At 43.1% G+C, this 25,414-nt stretch carries 22 protein-coding genes; 8 read left to right on the top strand and 14 right to left on the bottom strand.

Annotated features, from left to right (window positions below; genetic code table 11):
* Positions 1-7: 7 nt before the first annotated feature.
* Complete coding sequence (locus ACLI08_RS02665; protein WP_411426907.1) at positions 8-1,213, top strand: ABC transporter permease; 1,206 nt, start codon at positions 8-10, stop codon at positions 1,211-1,213.
* Positions 1,214-1,375: 162 nt separating this feature from the next.
* Entirely contained in the window at positions 1,376-2,800 is a 1,425-nt protein-coding gene (locus tag ACLI08_RS02660) for an MATE family efflux transporter (protein WP_411426906.1), read from the top strand.
* Between the two features lie 297 nt (positions 2,801-3,097).
* Here ACLI08_RS02660 and ACLI08_RS02655 read toward each other — a convergent pair whose 3' ends face one another.
* The 3 genes from ACLI08_RS02655 to ACLI08_RS02645 all read right to left on the bottom strand — a co-directional run bounded on the left by ACLI08_RS02655 (position 3,098) and on the right by ACLI08_RS02645 (position 5,699).
* Positions 3,098-4,159 (bottom strand): DUF6438 domain-containing protein, encoded by a 1,062-nt coding sequence (locus tag ACLI08_RS02655; protein ID WP_411426905.1) that lies wholly within the window; start codon positions 4,157-4,159, stop codon positions 3,098-3,100.
* A gap of 72 nt (positions 4,160-4,231) precedes the next feature.
* The gene (locus ACLI08_RS02650; RefSeq protein WP_411426904.1) at positions 4,232-4,813 is read right to left on the bottom strand and encodes a YdeI/OmpD-associated family protein; all 582 of its coding nucleotides are present in this window, start codon (positions 4,811-4,813) and stop codon (positions 4,232-4,234) included.
* Between the two features lie 76 nt (positions 4,814-4,889).
* Positions 4,890-5,699, bottom strand: coding sequence for a GLPGLI family protein (locus tag ACLI08_RS02645; RefSeq protein WP_411427370.1), 810 nt, complete (start codon positions 5,697-5,699; stop codon positions 4,890-4,892).
* Here ACLI08_RS02645 and ACLI08_RS02640 point away from each other — a divergent pair.
* Positions 5,671-5,901, top strand: a complete 231-nt coding sequence (locus ACLI08_RS02640; RefSeq protein WP_411427382.1) for a hypothetical protein — start codon at positions 5,671-5,673, stop codon at positions 5,899-5,901. The genes ACLI08_RS02645 and ACLI08_RS02640 overlap by 29 nt on opposite strands.
* A 9-nt stretch (positions 5,902-5,910) precedes the next feature.
* On the opposite strand, the gene ACLI08_RS02635 is transcribed toward ACLI08_RS02640, so the two are convergent.
* The 8 genes from ACLI08_RS02635 to ACLI08_RS02600 all read right to left on the bottom strand — a co-directional run bounded on the left by ACLI08_RS02635 (position 5,911) and on the right by ACLI08_RS02600 (position 14,917).
* On the bottom strand, positions 5,911-6,858 hold the full coding sequence (locus ACLI08_RS02635; protein ID WP_411426903.1) for a GLPGLI family protein: 948 nt from the start codon (positions 6,856-6,858) through the stop codon (positions 5,911-5,913).
* Between the two features lie 64 nt (positions 6,859-6,922).
* On the bottom strand, positions 6,923-7,357 hold the full coding sequence (locus ACLI08_RS02630) for a hypothetical protein (protein ID WP_411426902.1): 435 nt from the start codon (positions 7,355-7,357) through the stop codon (positions 6,923-6,925).
* A 234-nt stretch (positions 7,358-7,591) separates the two neighbouring features.
* Positions 7,592-9,235, bottom strand: a complete 1,644-nt coding sequence (gene pgi, locus ACLI08_RS02625) for a glucose-6-phosphate isomerase (RefSeq protein WP_411426901.1) — start codon at positions 9,233-9,235, stop codon at positions 7,592-7,594.
* A gap of 7 nt (positions 9,236-9,242) precedes the next feature.
* A complete protein-coding gene (locus ACLI08_RS02620) occupies positions 9,243-10,484 on the bottom strand; it encodes a peptidoglycan DD-metalloendopeptidase family protein (protein ID WP_411426900.1) in 1,242 nt (413 codons plus the stop codon).
* Positions 10,485-10,506: 22 nt separating this feature from the next.
* The gene (locus ACLI08_RS02615; protein ID WP_411426899.1) at positions 10,507-11,439 is read right to left on the bottom strand and encodes a tryptophan 2,3-dioxygenase family protein; all 933 of its coding nucleotides are present in this window, start codon (positions 11,437-11,439) and stop codon (positions 10,507-10,509) included.
* A gap of 9 nt (positions 11,440-11,448) precedes the next feature.
* Entirely contained in the window at positions 11,449-12,216 is a 768-nt protein-coding gene (locus tag ACLI08_RS02610; RefSeq protein ID WP_411426898.1) for a DUF3108 domain-containing protein, read from the bottom strand.
* Positions 12,217-12,513: 297 nt separating this feature from the next.
* Positions 12,514-13,674 (bottom strand): 4-hydroxyphenylpyruvate dioxygenase, encoded by a 1,161-nt coding sequence (hppD, locus tag ACLI08_RS02605; RefSeq protein WP_411426897.1) that lies wholly within the window; start codon positions 13,672-13,674, stop codon positions 12,514-12,516.
* An 85-nt stretch (positions 13,675-13,759) separates the two neighbouring features.
* A complete protein-coding gene (locus tag ACLI08_RS02600; RefSeq protein ID WP_411426896.1) occupies positions 13,760-14,917 on the bottom strand; it encodes a homogentisate 1,2-dioxygenase in 1,158 nt (385 codons plus the stop codon).
* A gap of 314 nt (positions 14,918-15,231) precedes the next feature.
* Between ACLI08_RS02600 and ACLI08_RS02595 the strand changes: the two genes are divergently transcribed.
* The gene (locus ACLI08_RS02595) at positions 15,232-15,615 is read left to right on the top strand and encodes a hypothetical protein (RefSeq protein WP_411426895.1); all 384 of its coding nucleotides are present in this window, start codon (positions 15,232-15,234) and stop codon (positions 15,613-15,615) included.
* A gap of 86 nt (positions 15,616-15,701) precedes the next feature.
* Positions 15,702-16,583 carry a hypothetical protein gene (locus ACLI08_RS02590; protein ID WP_411426894.1) on the top strand — a complete coding sequence of 294 codons (882 nt, stop codon included), beginning with the start codon at positions 15,702-15,704 and terminating at the stop codon, positions 16,581-16,583.
* A 278-nt stretch (positions 16,584-16,861) separates the two neighbouring features.
* On the opposite strand, the gene ACLI08_RS02585 is transcribed toward ACLI08_RS02590, so the two are convergent.
* Positions 16,862-17,323, bottom strand: coding sequence for a CPCC family cysteine-rich protein (locus tag ACLI08_RS02585; protein ID WP_411426893.1), 462 nt, complete (start codon positions 17,321-17,323; stop codon positions 16,862-16,864).
* Between the two features lie 85 nt (positions 17,324-17,408).
* Between ACLI08_RS02585 and ACLI08_RS02580 the strand changes: the two genes are divergently transcribed.
* Positions 17,409-18,311 (top strand): hypothetical protein, encoded by a 903-nt coding sequence (locus ACLI08_RS02580; protein WP_411426892.1) that lies wholly within the window; start codon positions 17,409-17,411, stop codon positions 18,309-18,311.
* A 539-nt stretch (positions 18,312-18,850) separates the two neighbouring features.
* Here ACLI08_RS02580 and ACLI08_RS02575 read toward each other — a convergent pair.
* The gene (locus ACLI08_RS02575; protein ID WP_411426891.1) at positions 18,851-19,813 is read right to left on the bottom strand and encodes a succinylglutamate desuccinylase/aspartoacylase family protein; all 963 of its coding nucleotides are present in this window, start codon (positions 19,811-19,813) and stop codon (positions 18,851-18,853) included.
* 505 nt (positions 19,814-20,318) lie between these two features.
* Between ACLI08_RS02575 and uvrC the strand changes: the two genes are divergently transcribed.
* Complete coding sequence (gene uvrC, locus ACLI08_RS02570; protein WP_411426890.1) at positions 20,319-22,115, top strand: excinuclease ABC subunit UvrC; 1,797 nt, start codon at positions 20,319-20,321, stop codon at positions 22,113-22,115.
* A gap of 159 nt (positions 22,116-22,274) precedes the next feature.
* Entirely contained in the window at positions 22,275-24,473 is a 2,199-nt protein-coding gene (locus ACLI08_RS02565) for a patatin-like phospholipase family protein (RefSeq protein ID WP_411426889.1), read from the top strand.
* Here ACLI08_RS02565 and ACLI08_RS02560 read toward each other — a convergent pair.
* The gene (locus ACLI08_RS02560) at positions 24,470-25,396 is read right to left on the bottom strand and encodes a restriction endonuclease (RefSeq protein WP_411426888.1); all 927 of its coding nucleotides are present in this window, start codon (positions 25,394-25,396) and stop codon (positions 24,470-24,472) included. The two genes, ACLI08_RS02565 and ACLI08_RS02560, sit on opposite strands and share 4 nt — an antisense overlap.
* Between the last annotated feature and the right edge of the window lie 18 nt (positions 25,397-25,414).

The following is a 25,414-nucleotide window of genomic DNA, read 5'->3' as shown; positions in this document are numbered from 1 at the left end:
CCCAAGCGTGTCATTTTCACTGTACATAGCAAAACGCTACACCATAACGCGTAGCAAAAGTTCTGCCGTAAACATTATTACAATGATTGCGGCACTGGGTATAGTGGTTAGTACCGCCGCGCTGTTTATTATTATGTCAGTATTTGGGGGGCTTAAAGAGTATAGCCTTTCGTTTTCGGGCGAAACAGATCCTGATTTAAAGCTTACACCCACTGTGGGCAAAACCATTACGGTAACCCCGGCTCAGGAGGCTAAGCTAAAAGCCATCCCGGGCATACTGGTGGCATCTAACGTTGCCGAAGAGCGCGTGCTTTTTTACTTTGACGGTAAAGAGCAGGTGGCCTACTTAAAAGGGGTAGATACATTGTACACCCGCGTATCGCCCATAAACGACCCGAAGCGGCTGCTTGCCGGGCACTGGCTAACCCCGTATACAGGAGAGGTAGTGGTAGGAGCCAGCCTTTATAATAAGCTATCACTGGCATTGTTTAATGTAAACCACGCCTTTGAGGTATACGTACCACGCGCCGGTAAAGGCACCATTGAGTCTGCCGAAGAAGGGTTTAATAAGCAACAGTTGTTTTTATCGGGTGTGTATTCGGTTAACGACGATGTAGATAGTAAGTACGTGTTTTGCAGCCTTGATTTGGCGCAGGATTTATTAGAATTTGCCAAAAACCAATACAGCAGCATAGAGTTTAAACTGAAACCGGGAGCCGATGAACAGGCGGTAAGGGCAGGGCTTAAAGCGGTGTTTCCAGGTACTGAGGTTAAAAACCGCGCTCAGCTAAACGATTCGCTTTACAAAATGCTGAATGCCGAAAACCTGGTGGTATACTTATTTTGCACCCTGGTAGTTATCCTTACCTTGTTTTGCCTTGCCGGTGCACTGATTATGCTTATCCTCGATAAACAGGATAACCTGAAAACCCTTTATAATCTGGGTGCCGAAGTAAGCAGCCTGCGTAAGGTGTTTTTTATCCAGGGAATTTTTATTACCGCCATTGGCGCGTTTTTCGGTTTGGTTTTGGGAATAATCATTGTACTGCTGCAACAACAGTTTGACATGGTTATGATAACCCCCACACTGGCGTACCCTACCGAGTTTGATGTTATGAGCATACTTACGGTACTCGCTACCATATTTGTGCTGGGTATAGTGGCATCGCGGATTGCGGCCTCACGCGTGCGGGCCTCCATTCTTGAAAATTAAGCATGTAGCTTTTCTGTATTGCAGAAATTTATATATGTGTATTCCACTCTTTTGTATATGATTGTTTTTGCCGCCCTTTAGGGTATTACTTTTCGGCTTGTAATCCGTAGGTGCGTACAGCGCCTGGTCAATCATTTATCTTTTTTAATCTTACGTTATATCATGACACAATCAGGACAAAACCCAACTGCCCTGAAACGCTTTTTCGGTTTACTGAAACAATCGTTGCAGGGCGAAAACATAGATCTTACTACCGGCAGTATAAGGCGCGGCGTACTGCTGCTGGCCATACCCATGATGCTTGAAATGATGATGGAATCAGTATTTGCGCTGGTAGACCTTTACTTTGTAGGCCATTTAGAAAACAGCAGTTTTGCCGTGCAAACCGTTGGCCTTACCGAATCGGTACTTACCATAGTGTACTCTATAGCCATAGGCATGAGTATGGCAGCTACGGCTATGGTAGCGCGCCGTGTAGGCGAAAAAGACCCCGAAGCCGCCGCACGTGCCGGTATGCAGGCGGTAGTGGTAGCTATAGTACTGAATATATTTATAGCTTTGCCAAGCGTTATTTATGCCAAAGACATACTTATACTAATGGGCTCTTCTGAAGCTTCGGCGGCGTATGGCGCACCGTTTACCCAAATACTTATGGGCAGCAGCTTTGTAATCATGCTGCTGTTTTTGCTAAACGGCGTATTTCGTGGGGCAGGTAATGCCGCCATTGCCATGAAAAGCCTTTGGATAGCCAATATTTGTAACATATTGCTGTGTCCGTTGTTTATAAACGGGGCAGGGCCTGTGCCGGCTTTTGGGCTTACGGGGGCGGCATTGGCAACGGCTGTAGGGCGCAGCGTGGGCGTGCTGTACCAGTGGTATTGCCTGTTTAATGGTAAAGGCGTGCTTACGGTAACGCTGTCGTATTTTAAAGTGCAGTGGCAGCAGGTAAAGGCATTGGTAAAAGTAGCTGCACCGGGCGTGTTACAGTTTGTAATAGCCAGTTGCAGTTGGATTTTCCTGGCGCGGCTTGTTGCCGAAACGGGTGGCGATGAAGGCTCTGCGGGGTACCAAAGCGCCCTGCGAATTATGATGTTCTTTTTACTACCCGCCTGGGGACTGAGTGGTGCTGCCGCTACGCTTGTTGGGCAGAACCTTGGAGCACAACAAGTAGAACGTGCCGAACGTTCGGTTTGGGTAACGGCGAAGTTTAATGTGATTTATATGGCGCTTATTATGGCGGTAACGCTCCTGACAGCCGATCCCATGATGTGGTTTTTTACAAACAATCCGCACGTACACGATATTGCCGTAAAAGCCATACGCATACTCAGTTTGGGCTATGTATTTTACGGTATGGGCATGGTGCTTATTAACGCCTTTAACGGTGCAGGCGATACCAAAACACCTTCCAGGGTGAATTTTGTGGGCTTCTGGCTGTTCCAAATCCCGTTAGCGTATCTTTTGTCACTAAAACTGGATTTAGGGCCTGTAGGCGTGTTTATAGCGATTCCTGTGGCTGAGACCTGTATGAGTATAGCCAGCTTTATTCTTTTCAGGAAAGGGAAGTGGAAAGTGGTGAAGGTGTAGGGGTCTTCTATTTGCTTCGCCGGGTCAAGTAAGCCCCACGAGTGTTCGAAACCTTTCATCAGCTCCTGAGGAGCGGCATATCTATAGCAAAATGAATGGTTTTGTATGCAAAGGAGTTCCGTAGGAACGACATATAATCGTATAAATATGCCGCTCCTCCGGAGCTCTGCTCACTCCTGCGCATATTATCTATAAATATATCACCCCTCTGGGGTTCTATAGACTATACGCTTCATGTTTCGGACACTTTTGGCAAAGCCCTCGTGCCGCTTTGCTACGGTCGAGATGGAACGAACCTTAATACCTTTTCATAATGCTGTAATCGTATGGAGCTTCTTTGCTGATTAATTTCCAGTTTTGATTTGTCCTCAATTCATGGAAAAGCGAGTGAAGTTTCCTTAAACCGTAAGTGCCCTGGACGCCATAGTCATCTATTGTCTTTGTTTGCCCATCGTTATAGGTTACCTTTAAAACCCCACTCCGATCGCAGGTCCAGGGTACATTATAATTGTCTTTAAGGTTAGGGAAGTCGGTATAATTAAGAATTGTGATTAACTCTTCAAGATTTTCATCTTTGATAGTGGTTTTAAATGTGCCACTGATTAACTTGCCTTTTTGCCAGGGTAGTGTATAGTTGTATTTATTTGCCGCAAAAATCGCATCACCATTTTCGTGTATTATGATTGAAAAAAGTGGGCACTCCCCATTGCAAGGTGTGGTGGTATATTCAATTTTCTCAATATCATATTCTTTTGGCGCAGGATTATACTCTATAAAATTCCCGAATTTATATGTTAGTTTAGATTTCGTTTCCGGGCGTCTGGACTCTTTAAGAAATGCATTCAGCTTGGGGGTGTATACCCCAACAAAAGGTTTCAGGCTGTCATATTCAACACGTGCTACAATACTCGGGTAATGTCCCTCGGTAAGGTCAAATAGTTTTGTTTTTTCCGGCCCGAAATTCATTATTACGAAAGCATTAAATTCTTTTGAATATTCTACTTCCCGGTTTGGGTCAAAGTTCCAGTTCCCATACGTTTTATTAGTCCCGGTTGCCAGTAAGTCCGTATAACCGTTATTGTCTAAATCGGCTTTTTGCCACGAAAAATCGATATTGAGCCTGTTGGCAAGGTTATCAAGCAGGGTATCGCAACTAATGCATACAATATCCTGCACTTTCTGTAGTGTGAATTTACGGTATAGGCTGTCACAATCGCCTATGTACTGTTCTATTTCGGCGTTTGTGGTAAGCGAGTCAATCCGTGTGGGGGTTAACGAAGCTTTATATATGCTTTCCTGATTTGTACAGGCTGTTACTGCCAGTAAGAAGAACAATAATAGTATTCTTTTTTGTTTCATAGTTGGCGAGAGGTAGGTGGGTGGTTTGCGTTTATGTAGTTTTAACGCTATAGTTTCTGGAATTATTACGCGCTAATCATCCATCCCTTTACCATCCAGTATTTTCGGGATGTATTTTTCAATCCGTTGCTCACGGGTTTTAGATTGTTTGGCTTGCGAAAAGTAAAACAGGTACGCCCTTTGCCTGCCGGGTGTTAAGGCGTTAAACGCCCTTTTCAGGTCGGCATCTGTATCCAGCTTGGTTTGAAATTCCTCGGGAACATCAAAGTCGGCGGTTTCTTTCAGGGCAACTTTCTTTCCTGATTTTTCTATTTTAATGGCTTCGTTAATATAATCTTTAATTACTGATTCCAATTCTTTTATCTGCTCTACAGATGTAAATCGCAGCTGCCGTGCCGATTGCACATTTTCGGTCTGTTGTATCAGCGACCTATCAGGGTCAGACATAAGAACGCCTTTATGGAACAGCAGCGCGCAATATTCCTTAAACTGGTGGATGAGCACTACGTTTTTACCATTAACCGTATAGCACGGGTGCAGCCATTTGTAATCTTCGACAAGCTCATTATTACTAAGGGCTATGGTGCGCAATAAAACCATTTCTTCTTTCCACTTGGTGGCTTTTTCCAGAAACAGGTCAACTTTTGGGTTCATAAGATTGCTTTTTGTAGCAGCAATGTAATAATTAATAAACAATAAACGCCACTGCAGTAATGGCGTTTATGTGTAACTATTGTTTCATTGTTGGCATATCTATGCCGGGTGGCGGCATAATGTTCCTCTTTTTGAGGTCGGCTGCCGCTTCATAATCTACAGTAGCGTTTAGCGTATCTTTGTTGTAAATGGCACGTTTTGTATTTTTATTTTCCCATTCGTAAACAATATCCGTTCGCCGTTGCCGGGTTTTCTTTATACTTTCTTCCGTTGCCGGATAAAGGCATTTCATGAGCCTGCCGGGGTTCCAGCTTTTGCCCTGTTTCTGATATTCCAGCATGCTGTACACTGCTATGTTATCGGTCATGCGCACATATTCTTTTATAGTCATTTTTTTTTCCTCATCGGGGCGTTCAATTTTTTCCGTTTTAGATGCATCGCATGGAAAACAAACTGAAGTGGCTATATACGTGTAATCGTCACTTTTTGCCTCTAGTATCATACCTGGTAGTCCGTGCAGGCTAAAAGGACCAAACGGATAAGGGATGTCTACGGCAAACCATGCCGTCCAGGTTCTTCCCCTAAAAGTACCCACTGCTTTTTGGAGTTTGTAGCCAAGTAGTGTTTTAAAACTGTTTTTTATTTTCCAGTCAATATCTATCCAATGCTCTGTAACGATAGTAGGCGGAAAGGGCTTTATCGCCAGGTTCCTAATCAGGAATTCCTTAGTTGCTCTGTTCCGGTAAAAAATCGCACCTTTTTCGTCGCTATTGTCTGGCATTATTACACCGGCGAGGCCGTTGGTCTTTATGGTTAATCCGGTATCTTTTTTCATGCCTTTCCTGCAGGATACATGCATGGATGATATAGAATCAAATGTAAGAATGGTGTTATTATATAGAATTTCATTTTCAATGCCAAAGGCTGAATTTCTATATGTTACCTGCCCGATGGGATTTTGTTGTGGGGCGGAATCCTTAAATAATAATGCCGCTGTAACTATTATTGCAGCTAATACAGATTTTATCATGGCTTTAAAATTGGTTGTTTTTTTGCTAAAGGTAGCAAAAAAACGCCCCACAAAGTGAGGCCGTTATTTACTGTTTCATTATAGGCATTTCTATGCCGGGTGGCGGCATAATGTTTCTTTTTTTAAGCTCTGCGGCGGCTTCATAGTCTACGGTAGCGTTTAGCGTATCTTTGTTGTAAATGGCACGTTTTGTATTTTTATTTTCCCATTCGTACACAATGTCGGTGCCCCTTAACCTACTTTTTTTTATACTCTCTTCTGTAGATGGATAAAGACATTTCATGGGTCTGCCGGGATTCCAGGATTTTTCCTGCCGCTGAAATTCCAGCATAGAGTATACCGCCATATTGTCTATCATCCGTACGTATTGTTTTATTGTGTATTGTTGTTGTTCAAAGGGTCGTTCTATCTTTTCTGTTTTATTTGGGTCGCAGGGGTAGCATATATTCGTTGCTTCATAGCTGTACCTTTCGTCTGAGGCTTGTAGTATAACGCCTGGTAGCCCGTGTAATTTGCAGGGTCCGAACGGATAAGGGATGTCTATTGCAAACCAAGCTGTCCATGTCCTCCCTCTAAAAGTTCCTACGGCCTTTTGTACTTTGTAGCCAAGCAATGTTTTAAAACTGTTTTTTATTTTCCATTCAATGTTTATCCAGTTTTCTTTTACAAGATGCGCAGCAAATGGTTTCATTTCTTTTGCACGAACCACAAACTCATGGGTAATTCTATTCCTGTAAAACAATGTTCCTTTATCGTCATAAGCACTTGTTACAACTGCAGCGGAATTTCCGGACGATTGTACACTGGTACCATTATCGGTATCCATTCCATACCTGTGAGAGGTTTGTAAAGATGCTATAGAGTCAAAAGTTAGGATTGTGTTGAAATAAATATCATTGTCAAAAATGTCGTGTGATTTTTGTTTGTAAGTAATCTGTCCTTTTATAGGATTTTGGTTTGGCAAAAAGATTGTTACTAATAATATTATAATAAGGTCTGTCAGGTTTTGGAACATATTTTTAGTGTTTAATTAAGGCGGTGTATATAACACCGCCTTTTTAAAAATTACACAAATTTATTTACAGATAATGCCAGATTGATAGTATAAAATCTATTATATCACCTAAAGTTGTGCCTGGAGAATAATACAGCATTCCTTCTCCGGCATGGTAAATATCTCCGTTCAGAGAGTTGTAGTGGTAAATATGTACAGGTATACCTATGCCGCCTTTGCCTTGATAGGATGCTCTGGCGAGCATTGAGGTTGTTTCTGTTAAGGTTATCTCTTTTGGAGAATCTGTTTCAACAACTCTACCATTAACCTCAAAAACAAGTTTAGTTTTTGCCGCAACTTCACCTCTGCTTTGTGCATTGGCTGAAAGGGATACTGTCATGAAACAGACAATGATAAAAAATAACTTTTTCATGTTAATAATAATGATTTTGATTGGCTTTCCTTGGCGAATTGCAGAGTGGAAAGTATAACTCTGATAATCAATGCGCAATGTTATCATAACCTAAGTTAGCGCTGTTGCTAAAACGTAATAGTTAAAGAAATTATAAAAATTAACGAATCCTTTACATATTCGATGTAACGGGCTTTAAATCCGATTAAATGCAAGTATGTTTTCTATGTATTTTTCTATAAATCAGTAAGATATAAGAAAAGACTCACATGGCGAGTGGGTTTGTGCACATAAAAAAACGCCCCACAAAGTGAGGCGTTCTGTATATAAGTTCAGTAAAAATTACTTCTGTGCAAGGAATGCTTTTACTAGGAAGGTTGTAGAGGCATCGTGTGCTTTAACTTCACCTGATTTGATTTCATCAAGGATAGAGTTGGCAAGTTGCTTACCAAGCTCCACGCCCCACTGGTCGTAGCTAAAAATATTCCAGATAACACCCTGTACGAAAATCTTGTGCTCGTATAGTGCTACAAGGCTACCCAAGGTTTCCGGGGTAAGTTTCTTAATCAGGAAGGTATTGGTAGGCTTGTTACCTGCAAATATTTTAAATGGCGTAAGGTATTCTACCTTATCGGCTGCGGTACCTGCTTTTTCAAATTCAGCGCGAACGGTAGCTTCCGGCTTACCGGTAAGTAGGGCTTCTGTCTGCGCGAAGAAGTTACTCATAAGCTTTTCATGGTGGTCTGCATTACCGTGTAGTGGCTGGCTAAAGCCAATAAAATCTGTAGGGATAAGCTTGGTTCCCTGGTGTATCAGCTGGAAGAATGCGTGCTGGGAGTTGGTTCCCGGCTCACCCCAAATGATAGTACCTGTTTGGTAGTTAACCAGTTTGCCATCGCGGCCTACGCTCTTGCCGTTACTTTCCATAATACCCTGTTGCAGGTACGGGGCAAGTTTTTGCAGGTATTGTGTGTATGGTATAAGCGCTTCGCTCTCTGCGCCAAAGAAGTTGTTGTACCACACGCTAAGCAGTGCAAGCACTACAGGCAGGTTTTGATCAAATTCAGCAGTTTTAAAGTGCTCGTCCATTTTGTTGGCACCCTTAAGCAGGCTGTCGAAGTTGTCGTAACCTACCGCAAGGGCTATGGTAAGACCCACGGCACTCCATAAAGAGAAACGACCGCCAACCCAGTCCCACATTGGGAATATGTTTTCTTCGGCTATACCAAACTCGGTAACCTTTTGTATGTTAGTAGAAACCGCCACAAAGTGCTTGGCCACATCTTCGCTTGATGCACTTTCCAGGAACCACTTGCGGGCTGTTTCGGCATTGCTTAGGGTTTCCTGTGTGGTAAAGGTTTTAGAAGCTACTACAAAAAGGGTAGTTTCCGGGTTAAGCCCTTTAAGGCTTTCCATAACGTGGTCGCCGTCTACGTTAGATATAAAACGAACGTTAAGCTGGTTTTTGTAGAATTTAAGTGCTTCAACCACCATGGCAGGACCAAGGTCAGACCCGCCAATGCCTATGTTTACCACATCGGTAAAGGCTTTACCTGTATACCCCTTAAATTCTCCGGCGATTACAGACGCTGTAAAGGCTTTTATTTTGTTTTTAACGGCATATACTTCCGGGATTACATTAACGCCGTCTACCAGTACTTCTGCGTTTTGTGGTGCGCGTAGTGCAGTGTGTAGTACCGCACGGCCTTCGGTACGGTTTATGGCTTCGCCGCCAAAGTAACTTTCTATGGCACCTTTAAGGTTTACCTCTTTTGCAAGATCCTGAAGCAGGGTAAAGGTTTTTTCGGTAGCAATGTTTTTAGAGTAGTCTACCAGGAAGTCTTCCCACGCAATGTGGAATTTTTCTGCACGCTGTGTGTCTGCGGCAAAAAGGTCCTGCATTTTAGCATCCTTTAGTTCAGCATAGTGGTCTGCCAGTGCTTTCCATGCTGCGGTGCCGGTAGGGTTAATGTTTTCTAAAGCCATTTTTCTTCTATTTTGTTGAGGAATTTAATTTCTTTTCTGCTATGTCGTCCAGTTCTTTTTTCAGCGGTTTTATGTGCTCTAAATAACCGGGAATATATTTTTTATCCATAGGCTGCGAGTTAGGCAGCTTTTGCCTTAGGGCATCTACCTGTACGCCGTTTTTCCAGAAACGGTAGCATACGTGCGGCCCTGTGGCAAGGCCCGTACTGCCTACCAGGCCAATGGTTTGCCCTTGGGTAACGTGCTGGCCCACACGCGCTATAATGCGGCTCATGTGCAGGTACTGTGTGGTGTAGGTGGCGTTGTGTTTTACTTTTACGTAATTACCATTACCCGATGTATACCCTGCCTGTATTACGGTACCTGTGGCGGTAGTCATAATAGGGGTGCCCGTAGGTGCCGCATAGTCTGTACCATTGTGGGCCTTCCAGGTCATTTGTACCGGGTGAAACCTACGCGGCGAAAAGCGCGATGTTATGTGGCTAAACTTAAGCGGCGCTTTAAGGAACATACTTTTAAGCACCTTGCCCTCCTCGTCGTAATATTGCGATTTTGATTTGGCATCGGGCTTGTAAGGGAATGCGTAAATACGTTTGCCTTTATATTCAAAGAACGATGATTCTATGCTCTCTACACCGGCATAAATGGTATCGCTTATGTAGCGCTCGTTTACCGCTACGGCAAACTTGTCTCCGCGCTGTATTTTAAAGAAGTCAATGGTCCACGCATACACATCGGCAAGCTCCTGTACCATGGCGGCACTGGCTCCGGCCTTATCCAGTGTTTCGGCAAGCGAACCTTCAATCTCCGCGGCTATAACGCGGCGTTTTACGGTAATAGGTTTTACGGTTTTAGTAACCTTTGCTATGGTATCGCGCAGGTCTATGGCGTAGTAGCTAAGGTTATCAGGCTCGTATACAAACACTTTAAGCCCGTTAGGGGCTTTTTTGTCTTTAAACAGGGTGTAGGGCTTACCCACACGTATGTCGCGGAGGTCAAAAGTATCCTTTATGGCCTCTGTAATTTTATGAATTGTGGCTGCATCATAACCCTCTTTTTCTAAAAGTCCGCCAAAGGTATCGCCACGTTTTATGGTATCGTGCACTACCTTAAAATCATTGGTTACAAAGCCAAACTGCTTTGTGATTTTAGGCTTTTGCGCAACGGGCTTTGCCGGGGTTTTAGATTCTTCCTTTTTATTGCAGCTTATTAAGGTTAATAATGATAATATAACTACGAGATATCTCAATGCGTTTGTTTTAATAGTGCGTTTATACGTTTTCTCCCCAGGTGCGCAGTTCTTCTTCAGACCATAATTCGGGGAAAAAGATGCGGCGCTGGTACTTAGGGTGCATATATTTTTTCCAGTCGCTGCCGCCGGTTGCTTCCTGCGGGCCACTGGTACTTTCTATGTATTTTTTGGCGGTATTAAGGTGGCCCATAACCCAGGTAACGTTTACCGTATAATCATAATGGCGCATGGCGGCAACCAGCTCAGGGTTAGCCTGGTGCTCCTGCGGCAGTTGTTTAAATTTACGCCAGATGTTTATAGTATTGTACTCTTCCATAAAGCGAAGGAACTCGTCTTTATAGCGGCGTTCAAACTCGGCAAGCAGGTACGTTTTTTCGCCGGTTTTATAGTCTTTGCCGGCAGCCTGCCAATACAGGTGTTCAAACGCGTGGGTATATGGAGTGTTTCGGTCTATGGTAGCCCTGAAACGGTAATCTATAAGATTAATAAGATCTGTACTGGCAAATTCTATAAGCCTGTACTGCGCACTCTGGAAACCACTTGCCGGGGTAAGTGTATTGCGGAATTTCATGTATTGCTCTACCTCCATACCATCGCCCATAATGTCAAACGATGTGGTAAGCATATCAAAATAGCGGCTTATACGACGCAGTTTTTCGGTAAAGTAATCTGTTGCAGGTACATCGGTATGGCACAGCTGGTTGATTTCCCACAGTATCATTTTAAACAACAGCTCGTTTACCTGGTGGTACATTATAAATACCATTTCATCGGGCAGGGTAGTACGCTGCGTTTGCAGGTTTAGCAGGGCATCGGTTTGTATATAGTCCCAGTAGGTAAGGGGCTTTGCCCAAAGCAACCCTTCCAGATGCGTTTCTGTACGTTGGTTTATGGCGCTGAACTTTTTTTCAAGTTCTTCGATTTTCTCTGCAATAGCGGATGTAATCTCCATTGTGTGTTGTTACTTTGATTTTATCCGGAAAGGATGCGCCAGGCCGTTGTATGCCTCAAGGTCGGCTTTAAGCGAACCTACTGCAAGGCTGGCCTTTATCCTTAACGGAATTTTATTTTCATCGTCTGATATCCAAACGGTTAAACTCTCTTCTTCCTTAAAAACGCGCCCCGCCTGTACTAACGGGCGGAACACTCTTGTAGAAACGGTTCCAAATTTAGTGGATATATCTTCCTTACCAATGAGTTTTAGTCGAAATTTTGTTATTTCATCATCAAAAAACATATCTACCGTAATAGATTCGCCTACTTTCAGCTTATCCACCTGCGGGTGGTTTCTTAAGTAGTAGAAGGTAGAAACGATATCCTGAACATTTTCTGTTACCGAAATGGTTTTTTGGCTCTTGTGCTTGTAGTCTTTAACGGTTACAGTATTGTTGTCCTGGTTAAAGAAACCTTCCTGGTTTTTGGTGTAGCCGCCTTCGTCTATTTTGCGCACAAACTGGTAAGGCTTACCGGTTTCGCGGTCAAAATAACTCTCGTAAAGGTCTGTCACTTTAAAGAAGAACTTGGTCATGCCGGTGGTGTACCCGTTACCCACAACGTGAAACACTTTTTTACCGTTTTTTACCGCGTCTTTAACCTCCAGGGTAGCATAGCCCGCGTTTACAACACCGTAGTGTATCCTGAACTTAAAATATTCTCCCGATTTAAAGGACTCCTGGGGGACTGCCGTTCCCCAAACTGCAAGCATTAGTAGAACCAGTAATCTTTTCATAGCGTTTTGTTTTGGTGTTTGGGTATAAGAATGCAATATCTATTCCAAAAATAAGAAAACAAAAAAACCCAGTCAAAAGTATGACCGGGTTTTTATGCTATTAACCAACCAAAAACTATAAATTATGAAAATTTACCTGCAAAAAGAATTATTTATTTACCACTTTCTCTTTGCGAGTGCAAAAGTAGTGCATCTTCTTGCAAAATTCTCTCTTAAAAATCAACTTTAACACAAATTTGTCAAAGTAGAGCCGTTTTTGGGGTGGTTTGTTAAAGATAATTAAATTTTAGCCAATTTTTATAGCGTTCCACGTAATGCCTGCTCACGTTCTATGCTCTCAAACAGCGCTTTAAAGTTTCCGGCGCCAAATCCACGGGCTCCCATACGCTGTATGATTTCGTAGAAAAGTGTAGGCCTGTCCTCAACCGGTTTGGTGAATATTTGCAACAGGTAGCCTTCTTCATCAGCATCTACCATTATGCCCAGTTTCTGGATTTCAAGGATGTCTTCTTTAAACGCATCCCTGTGTACCCCAAGGCGCTCAGGAACAGCATCATAATACGCCTGTGGTGGCTGAGAAAGGAATTCTACACCACGTGATTTAAGGTCAGATACGGTTTTAATAATATCATCTGTAGCAATGGCTATGTGCTGTACGCCAGGGCCACCGTAAAAATCAAGATATTCCTCAATCTGAGATTTCTTTTTACCTTCTGCCGGCTCATTGATTGGGAACTTAATGCGGCCGTTGCCGTTACTCATTACCTTACTCATAAGGGCTGAGTATTCTGTTGTAATTTGCTTATCATCAAACGATAAGAAGTTTACAAAGCCCATGACGTCTTCGTACCATTTTACCCATTTGTTCATTTCGTTCCAGCCCACGTTGCCCACCATGTGGTCTACGTACTTAAGTCCGGTAGGGGCAGGGTTATAGTCGCTTTTCCATTCTTTGTACCCTGGTAAGAACGTACCGTTGTAGTTTTTGCGCTCTACAAACATGTGTACGGTTTCGCCGTAGGTATAAATACCGGCACGTACCACTTCGCCAAACTCGTCCGTTTCAACCGTTGGCTCCATGTATACCCTGGCGCCACGCTTGGTGGTTTCCTCAAATGATTTACGGGCATCTTCTACCCAAAGCGCCACCACTTTAACGCCGTCGCCATGCTTTACAATGTGCTCATTAAGAGGGCTTTCTGCGGTAAGCGGCGTAGTAAATACAAAGCGTATTTTATCTTGCTTAACTACATAACTTGCCCTGTCGCGAAGGCCTGTTTCAAGCCCGGCGTATGCTACCGACTGAAAGCCGAAAGCGGTTTTATAGTAATGGGCGGCCTGCTTGGCGTTACCCACAATAAATTCTACGTAATCAGTGCCCAGTAGCGGAAGAAAATCCTGGGCGCCTTCAAAAATCTTTTCAAGGCCGTATTCTACACTTTTTATTTCGTTTGCCATATTTTATTATTTTCTTAACTGACACACTGTCAGCGACATGTTGTTTTTAATTCGTTTTGTAACGGCTTTTTAGAATAAGCGAATGTTACTCTACCCAGCTCTTATAATACTGTCCATCGTCCAGCCTCATAGCTTCCTCGGTAACCATAAGCGGACGGAAGGTATCTACCATAACTGCAAGCTCTTCGGTAACCGTTTTGCCTATGCTGCGTTCCATAGCCCCGGGTGCAGGCCCGTGAGGTATACCCTTAGGATGCAGGGTAATATGGCCCTGCTCTATGTTGTTGCGGCTCATAAAATCACCATCTACATAGTATAATACCTCGTCGCTGTCTATGTTACTGTGGTTGTACGGAGCCGGTATGGCTTTAGGGTGGTAATCGTACAGCCTTGGGCAGAACGAACACACTACAAACGTGCTGGTTTCAAAGGTTTGGTGCACCGGAGGCGGCTGGTGTACACGCCCGGTAATAGGCTCAAAGTTATGAATACTAAACCCATACGGGAAGTTGTACCCATCCCAGCCTATAACGTCAAACGGATGCGTGGCATATACCACTTCGTGCATCATGCCTTCCTTTTTAATCTTAACGATAAAGTCGCCTTTTTCGTCGTGTGTTTCAAGGGTTACAGGCAGTTTAAAATCGCGCTCGCAAAACGGCGAATGCTCCAGTAGCTGACCGCTTGCGTTTTTGTAACGCTTTGGCGTATAGATAGGTGCGGTAGACTCTACGTAAAAAATACGGTTGTCTGTAGTGTCAAAATCTATCTGGTAAATCATGCCGCGCGGTATTACCAGGTAGTCGCCGTACTCAAACGGAATGTTACCCATAAGCGTGCGCAGGGTACCCGTGCCACGGTGTATGAAAAGCATCTCATCGGCATCTGCGTTTTTGTAGAAGTAGCTGCGTAGCGACTCCTGCGGGGCAGCAAGCCCTATAATGCAGTCGCTGTTAACCAGCATGGCCTTGCGGCTGTCCAGGAAATCGGCTTCCGGTTTTAGTTCAAAGCCTTTGAATAAGAGCGACTTAATGTTTTTGTCTATGGCAATTTTAGGTGCTACAGAATACGATTTCAGTATCTCCTTAACCTGGGTAGGGCGGTGCACATGGTACAGCAAGGCTGAATGCCCGTGGAAGCCCTCGGTACCGAAAAGCTGCTCGTAGTACAGTCCGCCCTCAGGCTTTTCAAACTGTACGTGGCGCTTCTGCGGAATGTTACCTAATTTATGGTATATTGGCATAATCGTCTTAAAATTAGTGAATTAAATGAAGCAATGATTGTGAAGTTTGGGTCAAAATCATTCCGGGTTCCTTTTAATAAGGAACTTAAGGTGCGGTAGTAAGCCCTGCCATTGCGGTTTCATATAACAAATATCGTAAAAATTTAATTTTACATTTGTTTTTTGAGGTAAAAATAAATATTCGATAATGTAAATCGTTTTAGGGCTGATGAGATTGTTATATTAATAACAAAAACTACCCCTAGTGTTGTGACTTTCGTCACTTATTAGCTAAATCTTACAGAAAAAGTTATCAACAGGGAGATATTCCGCTTTTGGGAAGAAATTTTCAGAAATTTTCTAAAAAACGCCGTTTTGATAATATACTCATTGGTCTGAAAAACAACAGGATAACGGAATTACGTATTTTAAAAACCGCCATTATTCTTCCGCATTTTCCGCAGGCATTTACTGAACAACAGCCTTTAGTACGTCGTTTCGGTTTTTTAGTTGTTGGTTGTCAGTTGTCAGTTGTTGGGAGTTTCACTCAATTGGATTTTACTGAACAACTGCCTTCAGTACTTTTTAAGCGATGGGGTTGTAATTTTGCGGAGTGGTTTTTGGTTGTTAGTTTTTGGTTGATGGCAGTTACATTCGGTATGGTTTGCCCGCCCCGTCACTGCGAGCGGAGGTACGAAGCGCGGCAGTCTTTGTTATAACTTACAACGAATTTATAGAAAATTGATTTCTGATATTTATTTGTTGAAATTTAGTAGATTTGATTAGCCCAATTAATCAACTATCAATGGAAGTAACCACTAACGAAATTGCAAAAATTTTTAGAGAACGTTTAAGATATCCCATAATTACCGTTTACGGAATTATTTTGATCATTTATAATTGGGATGTATTAGCGATTTTTTTCTTATCCACAAAACCTATTGAAGCTCGAATAGATTTTATAAATACTACTTATGCTGGACAAACTATTGGTCGTATTTTGTGGCCGTTGGTTAAAGCTATTTTAATTTCAATTATTGCGCCAGGAGTAATGCTCGGATTAGACTTTATATTGAAGTTTATAAATCGTTGGCGGCAGGACATACGGGATGAAAAAGCATTACAAACTTGGGAAAAAAAGAAAGAAATAGCAATTCATGAATTTGAATATGACCAAGCGAAATCGGGAAGTAAGACAATACAGGAATGGGAAGCTAAAGTGTCAGAACTTAATAATAATATAGTTGGATTGCATAAACAGTTTGACAATGAGAGATCTAGTTTAACTAGTTCAATAGAGTCGTATAATTCAACGATAACATCCCTTAATAATGAACTTGTAACGACCACAGACAATTTGGAAATCTTAAGAAATGAGGTGAGAGGTGTAAAAAATGATAATCATAAATTGCGGACAATTATCGATCATTTCATTAAGAGAATTGAAAATTTAACGGGATTAACTTCTCAGCAATTCGAAACACTAATATTTGCTGTTAATGACACTTCAATTATTGATATTTTAGGTAAATTACAACTGGAAGGGATACATTTTAATTTAGATTATTTTTACAAAACAGTAATCGAAGTATTGGTGAGAGAAAACGTAGTAAAATATGAAGATGAGAATGGTATAAAATTAACGGATTTGGGTGAGGAGATATTAAATTATTATCTGCCATTTTAATTATACTTATTCTCATTATAGCTCCCCGCTGACACGAGTGTTGAATTATTTATAGTATCGCACAAGCAAGACGCTCGCTTGGGTCAATAAATTCAAATATTTTCCACATACCGTCACTGCGAGGCACGAAGCAGTCTCATTATTATATTATTAGATGGCCACGCTCCGTACCTCCACTCGCCAAGACGATGATGTTTTGTAGTTCATGGTTTCGTACTCAGCCCTGAAGACTGCGACTGGTAACTGTGACTAAAACCTTCAACCTGAAATTTTCTACCTTAAGCAAATCTTTTCCTCAAATCCTTAACTAACGCACCCACCGTATTTATTTGGTTTGCTACGATGTGTACGTCTTGTTCGTTATTTTGTATAAGATTGTCTAACTCGTTTAAGGCTGCGCCGGCGCGCAACTCGTTTTCATTCAGTTCGTAAGCACCCGACTTTAAGCGTTGCATCCATGTGTAGATTTTTGCGCGGTACCCATTTAGCGAATAGCAGTGGTTAGGCCCACCCAAAACCTTGTCGGCATTATGGTTATCCTGACCGTCGTCTTCCCAAAAGCAAATGCTGCATATTTCCCAGCCCCAACGCGAATCCAGCGTGTTGTAACCGCAGGCAGGACAGGAGTTAGGCAGCGTAATGCTATCATTATCGCCACAGTCTTCAATAGCCGGGAAGTGTATGCTAAAATACTTCCTGCGATTATTGATTTCGGTTAAAATTTTGGTATCTGTAATCAAGTGATTGGTTTTTGTGCTGCAAAGTAAATAAAAGTAATTGTTTTTTTAAAATAGTTGTATAATTGCGTAACCAATAAAACCAATTATGAAACGTACCGCAAAGCAAATAGCACTTACTGTGCTCTTAATTGTCATAATTATTATAGTAATATTTGTTATTCAGTTTATTTTTCAGCAGCTCAGTAATTACGATTTGTACAATCCACTTGTGTACAATGATAATTGGAACCAGGCTTTTATAGTGTTGTTTCACTTTTTTGTGGGTTATTATTTGGTTAACCGCTTCGGGGTTTTAAAAACGTTTAAAAATGTTTATATCCTGCTTGTTTTTAGTTTATTTTACCTGTTGCCCTACGTGTTAATATACTTCCTGAATCCATCTGCCTTCCATTACCCGTTGATAGAAATTTCTGGATTTATTTCCCTTGGTATTGGCCTTTGGTTCCGCCATAAAAACTCTAACACAGCAAAAATTACCGCGTGGGCTTTGGCTATAAGCCTTTCGGTTTTTACGTATTATATCGTTATTCCACTATCAAGCCAATATAATCTGTACAGGAATTTTACCGGAGCTACTAACCGGAATATTTCGTCTCATGTTACGTATCTTGATTACAACATGAAGAGCCACGTAATTTCGGCAGAGGACTCTGCAACGTTTGTGCTTGATTTTTGGGATAACAGTTGCGCTAAGTGTTTCCAGCGTTTTCCTCTGGTGGCCGACTTTCAGGCAGAGCAACGTGGCAACAAACAAGTTAAAATACTGGCGGTAAATGTATACGAAACCCAAGCCGATATTGTAAAGGCAAAACGACTGCTTAAAATGACCAACAACAGCCGGCTGGAAACTGTTTTTATGGACAAGGAAAATGCGGCTTTGTTTGATGTGCAATGGTTCCCTAAAGTGATTGTGCTAAAACAACACACAATTATATTTGAAGGGCATATTGAGATTTTATTGCTTTTTAAAAGGAAGTATTTGGATTGATGGCGGGATAATGAGGTGTCAAATATTGGATTTTAAATTTTGTCGAACTTCCTGCTCCATCCTCTCACTAATATAAAAAACAGTGTTCCGCTAGTGCCTTATAACATAACACTTCCACGTATTGTCACTGCGAGGCACGAAGCAGCCTCACTATTATGTTATAAGATGGCCACGCTCCGTACCTCCGCTCGCCATGACGAATCCTGAAAACTGCCCTTGGGCACTCTCCGACCTTTCCCCATTCCGCAGGAATGCTCTGCGTGCTTAAAAGTAATGGCAAAAAACTTCGGAAAACTTTGAGCTTCCTTTGAGAGTCTTTGGGTAATAATTTCTCCGTGAAAATCTGAATTACAAAGTCTCGCAAAATTACAAAGGCGTAAAGTTAAAGATGGCCGCGCTCCGTACCTCCGCTCGCCATGACGATGGTGGTTTGTGGTTCATAGTTTGTGGTTCATGGTTTCTTACTCAGCCGGAAGACTGCGACTGGAAACTGTGACCAAAACCTTCAACCTGAAACTTTACACCTGAAACAAAACCCCTCACCCCATCTTCACGCTTATATGAAAAATAGCATCGCCCTCGTACACAATAGGCGAGTCGTTGCTGTTGATTATGTAGCCACTGTGCGGGGCGCGTACCTTCTTTTCGTATTTGCCAAACGGATCAGTAATGCAGGCAATCACCTCGCCTTTGGTTACAAACTGCCCCGCCTTGGTAGGGTTTTGAAACAAGCCCGACTCCCGTGCGCGCATCCATGCCGAGGTTTCTATGCATATCGTAGGGCGTTCGGCCAGGCGCAGGTTCTTTTTCGGGTTTAGCATGCCCAGGTGATGCAGCACCCGCTTGGCACCCCTTACGCCCTCCTGTGTAACATCGGCGTTAATGTCAAGCGACTTACCGCCTTCAAACAACAGCATTTTTACCCCCAGTTTGCTGCACGCGCTCCTAAAAGACCCCGGTATGTTTTTGCTGTATAGCGTAAACGGGGCGTTAAACACCTCGCTCAGTGCTTTAAGGTTGGCATCGTTAGGTACAATGCGTATCTGTGGCGCGTTAAAACGGCTGGCACCCCCGGCATGGAAATCTATGGCGTAGTCTACATGCGGCACAATTTCCTTTAGTAAAAAGTACGCAAACCGGCTGGCAAGCGAACCCTTTTTACTCCCCGGAAACACCCGGTTAAGGTCGCGCCCATCGGGGAATTCCCTGGACTGGTTTACAAAGCCAAAAATATTTACCACCGGTATGCAAATAATAGTACCCGCCCTGGGCTTGTTGATGTTGCGGGCTATCATTTGGCGCACAATTTCGGTACCGTTTATTTCATCGCCGTGCAGGCCTGCGGTAAACAGTACCGTGGGGCCATCTACCTTGGCGCGTTCTATAATCACAGGCACTTTTAGTTTGGTCATGGTATGCAGGCGGGCTATTTCCATGTTTAAGGTTTTGCCCTGTCCCGGCAGTATGGTTTCTCCCAGTATGGTAAGTTCTTTTGCGCTCATAGGCTTTATGTTGTATAAAGTGTGGTATTGCCGTAAGCAAGTGCTTGCCGGTTTCCCGCAGGTCTTTTGGCTGTTGCCGCGCTAAATTTAACAATTTGTAATCATATGGCGGTTAGTTTGCGGTGTATTGTTTGCGCCTGCGGACTGTGATTGCGCCTGCTCCCTCTGTGTACTTGTCACATTCCGAAGGAATGCTTTACGGGCTTTAGTGAGCAAAAATGAGATGGCCGCGCTCCGTTCCTCCGCCCGCCATGATGGGGAAGTTTGTGGTTAATGGTTTGTGGTTCATGGTTTATGGTTCGTTGTTGCTTACTCTTGCCTGTAAACTGAGACTGCGACTGACCGATCTGTATACTTTGCTGACTTTGGATAATAACTTCTCTGTGAACCTCTGAGCTCCCTCCGTGAATCTCTGTGTTACTAACACAAGAGTAAGCCCTGAAAACTGAGACTGAAAACTGCGACTTTAACCCACCGCCACTAAAAACTTTGCTAACTTTGTATTATGCAAACGCCTTTAGAATTACAGATACAAACCCTGCCGGACAGCCCGGGGGTATACCAATATTTTGATAAAGACGACAAGCTGCTGTACGTGGGTAAGGCAAAGAACCTTAAAAAGAGGGTAATGTCTTATTTTAACAAAGTGCACGACAGTGGGCGTATCCGTGTAATGGTGCGGAAAATTGTTACCGTAAAACACATTGTTGTCCCTACCGAAAGCGAGGCCCTGCTGCTGGAAAACAACCTGATAAAAAAGCTGCAGCCCCGCTATAATGTACTCCTTAAAGATGATAAAACCTACCCGTGGATTTGCATAAAACGCGAACCGTTTTCGCGTATATTCCCTACCCGTAATGTGGTTAAAGACGGGTCGGAATACTTTGGTCCCTACACCAGCTTTAAAACCGTGGGTACGCTGCTGGACCTGATTAAGGAGCTATATCCGCTGCGTACGTGTAATTACGACCTTACCCCCACAAACATTCGTGCGGGTAAGTTTAAGGTATGCCTGGAGTATCATATAGGCAACTGTAAAGGCCCTTGCGAAGGCCATGAACCGCTACAGGTGTACCAAAACCATGTAGACGCCATACGCGAAATACTAAAGGGTAACTTTAAGGAAAGCCTTCGCGATTTTAAAAAGCTGATGATGGATTTGGCGTCAGAAATGCGTTTTGAGGAAGCTGAGGTTATCCGCCAAAAAATAGAAACGCTGGAAAACTACCAGGCGCGCAGTACGGTATTTAACCCTAAGATTAATAACCTGGATTGCTTTAGCATTGTAAGCGATGAAAGCATGGCGTACATTAATTTTATACAGGTGTCGCACGGGGCTATTATCCGCAGCCATACTATGGAAATAAAGAAAAAGCTGGACGAGCCCGATGCCGAATTGCTGGAAATAGCCGTAGTAGAAATGCGCGAACGCTTTAGTCTTAATACCCGCGAAGTTTTAGTACCGTATGAAATAGACCTTGGCGAAAACGTAAAGGTTACCGTGCCGAAGCTGGGCGACAAAAAGCTGATTATGGACCTAAGTGAGCGCAACGCGCGTTTTTACCGTATGGACCAGATGAAGCAAATGAAAATTGTAGACCCCGATAGGCATACCACCCGGGTTATGGCGCAAATGAAAAAAGACCTGCGCCTGCCGGTAGAACCTCGCCATATAGAATGTTTTGATAATAGTAATATTCAGGGTACAAATCCCGTTAGTGCGTGTGTGGTATTTAAAGATGGTAAGCCCAGTAAAAAAGACTACCGCCATTTTAATATAAAAACCGTAGAGGGACCAAACGATTTTGCCAGTATGGAAGAGGTGGTGTACCGCCGCTACAAGCGCCTTCTCGACGAAAACCAGCCGCTGCCGCAACTGATTATTATAGACGGTGGTAAAGGCCAGTTAGGTTCGGCATTAAAAAGCCTGGACGACCTCGGCCTTCGTGGGAAAATCAGTATCTTAGGCATCGCAAAACGCCTCGAGGAATTATTTTATCCCGGCGACCCCGTGCCGCTGTATTTAGACAAAAAAAGCGAAACGCTTAAAATCATACAACAGCTGCGAAATGAAGCGCACCGTTTCGGGATTACACACCACCGCGATAAGCGCAGCAAGAGCGCCCTGCAAACCAGTGTGGAAAGCATACCGGGCATAGGCGAAAAAACCATGGTAACGCTTATAAAACACTTTAAATCGGTTAAGCGTATGGCAGCGGCACCCGAGGAGGAAATAGCCAAAGTGGTGGGCCCGGCTAAAGCCAAAAAAATTACGGAATATTATAAGGATAAAGCGAAATAGCTCGAGCAGACACGCCCCTGCAAGGTCTTTGAGACCTTGTAGGTGTTAAAATAATAAACAGAAAGATAAAGCGAAAATCCAGGCTGGCGGTTGTAAACCTACAAGGTTCCGGAAACCTTGCAGGTTAAGCCAAACTTAAACCTGAAACAAACCTAATACATGAAAAAACTCCTCCTCTTGTTGCTGTGTTTTTCACTCACACTATCGGCACAGGAGAAAAAAATGAAGCCTAAAATAGGTGTGGTACTAAGTGGTGGCGGGGCTAAAGGCCTTGCCCACATAGGCGTACTTAAGGTTTTAGAGGAGGCAGGGGTAGAGGTTTCTTACATAGGCGGTACCAGTATGGGCGCCATTGTAGGTGGTTTATATGCCGCGGGTTATTCGGCTAGAGAGCTGGATTCTATATTCAGGTCTATTGATGCCGACGCCTTGCTAAAAGACTACACCCCGCGTAAAAACAAAAACTTTTTCGAAAAGCGGAATGACGAACTCTATGCGCTGCAGCTCCCGTTCCAGGGATTTCGCATAGGGGTGCCCACTGCCATTTCTAAAGGGCTTTACAACTATACTACTATTAACCGCCTTACCAACCACGTGCGCTACATACGGGATTTTAATAAGCTGCCCATTCCGTTTGTGTGCATAGCTACAGATGTGGAAACCGGCCGGGAAGTGGTGCTGAACCAGGGTATACTGGCCGATGCTGTTTTGGCCAGTGGCGCGTTTCCATCGTTATACAACCCGGTAGAAATAGACGGGCGCATGCTTATAGATGGCGGCGTTACTAATAACTACCCCATAGAAGAGGTAAAGAAAATGGGTGCCGATATAATCATAGGCGTAGACGTGCAGGATCCGCTAAAAACCCGCGACCAAATTAAAGGTGCTACCGGTATACTGGTGCAGATAAACAACTACCAGATGATAGAGAAAATGGAGGAAAAGCGCAAGGCAACCGACATTTACATTAAACCCGATATATCTGGGTTTTCGGTGGTTTCGTTTGAAGATGGGGAACAGATTATAAAACAGGGTGAGGAAGCGGCACGCAAAATACTTACCACCTTAGAACTGTTAGGCAATGGTAAGCCGGTAGTAAAGGAACGCATGAAGGTGCAGGATACCATGTACATAGAACAGATACGCATAAGCGGGCTCGATAAGTACACCCGTTCTTACGTGGTGGGTAAGCTGAACTTTAAACCCGGCAGTACTATAACCTATGAGGATTTAAATACAGGGCTTAGTACGCTAAACGCCACCCAAAACTATACCGCCATAGGGTATTGTTTTGACCAGGGCGAAAAGCGTGGCGAAATACTAAAGCTGTCGCTGCGTGAAAATCCCATAAGCCGCTACATAAAGTTTGGGCTTCATTATGATGCGCTGTACAAGAGCGCCATACTTATCAACTTTACGCAAAAGAACATCGTGCGCCATAACGACGTGGTGTCGCTAGACGTTATTTTGGGCGATAACACCCGTTATAACCTGGATTATTATATAGATAACGGCTACCATATCAGTTACGGTTTCCATTCCAGTTACTCGGGTTTTAACCGTAACATATCGGCAGACTATACCACCGTGTCGCTTCTCCAATTGCTTAATGTAGAGAGCATGAACGTGGATTACCGGGATTTTACCAACCAGTTGTACTTCCAGACCGTATTTGCCGAGCGTTTTCTTATAGGCGCAGGGGTAGAGCACAAGCATATAAAAATAGAATCGACCACCATACCGGGTATAAATCCTAAGCTTGAAAATAGTACCTATGGCGACGCGTACGGTTACCTGAAATTCGATTCGCTCGATGATAAGTTTTTCCCATCACAGGGGTATTACTTTTCGGGCGAAGCAAAGGCATTCCTTTTCTCGTCTGACTATACCGGCGAATTCAGCCGTTTTACGCTGATTAAAGGCGAGCTGGGTACTGCCAAAACCCTGTTTAACCATTGTACCCTGCAACTGCAAAGCGAAACCGGTATGAGCTTTGGGCATAACCAGGTGCCTACGTTTAACTTTGTACTGGGCGGGTATGGTTATTATCCTACCAACAGTTTCAGGCATTTTTACGGGTACGATTTCCTGAGCCTTTCGGGTAACAGCTACATAAAAGGCAGCATTACTGCCGACTATGAGTTTTACCGCAAGCACCACCTTAACTTCTCTGCTAATTATGCTAACATAGGCGATAACCTGTACGAAGAGGGTAAAATGTTTTCACTACCCACCTATTCGGGGTATGCGGTGGGCTATGGGCTAAAAACTATTATAGGCCCTGTAGAGGTAAAACACTCCTGGAGCCCCGAAACCCACAACCACTTTACCTGGGTTAGTGTAGGGTTTTGGTTTTAAGATGATTTTTTTATCACCCATTCTGTCAAGCCAGATGATATTGTTAATTCGGTTATTTTTTCTAAAAGATAGAGGTGGATGTTTGAGTCACCGCTATCTTTATAATTTGCCAAATTATTTGAAGCCGAGTGTACTACAAAAAAGAACCGGTGATAATCATTCATAGGGGCAAAATCTTCTTTATAATCTAGGTACTCGCGAAGTGTCGATTGAGATTTTATTTGAACAATAGATCGTTCCGAAGTAACCGGGGCAAAAAGTTCAATGTCTAATGTTTTTTGATTTTTACCAGTGTCACTTACCCGTTGCCAGCCAGCCTGTCTAAATATTAGATCTACCAGCGTTTCGAAATCTTTCCACTGTAAGTTCTGAATTAAGATAGCTAATTTTTCGTTCAATTTTGCTAAAGCGTTTTCAACCTCAAGAATCTCTTTTGATTGTTTTCTGTTTATTTTTTGTAACGTATAGTCGCGTTCTATAACTTTGCAAATTGTTCCTCTAAACCCTTGTGTTTTAAGTAGTCTGCCGCTAATGTTGCTTGCAAGCAGTTTATTGCCAAAAATGTCTTCATCTGACCATTTTCCTATCACAGGACGTGATTTGCTTCCATCTGACAGTTGAGTAATTACAGGTCTGGAAAAACACCACCAAAGCTTATTAGCATAAAATGTAATCCAAAGTGTTTTTTCATCCTCTGTGTAAAACAGTCGGATCTGATTTGTATGACTTGTCGATACACTTTTATTAAATCCAAGTTGCTGGAAGGAAGTATGTAAAGTTGTCCAATCATTTGATATGCAGGTTTGGTGATTAGATTCCTGATAGCCCAGGCGTAATGTCTGGCTTTTTTCTATACAGTCTTTTTCATATTTTCCACCTTCACCTAGTTTAATAAAGAGAATTTTATCGGGTTTAATTTCCATACTCGATTAGTTTATAAA

The organism is Flavobacterium sp. RNTU_13 (assembly GCF_046614455.1).
Lineage (GTDB): Bacteria > Bacteroidota > Bacteroidia > Flavobacteriales > Flavobacteriaceae > Flavobacterium.
Note: the sequence above shows the minus strand (reverse complement) of the source record. Positions and strands in the feature narration are given on the sequence as shown.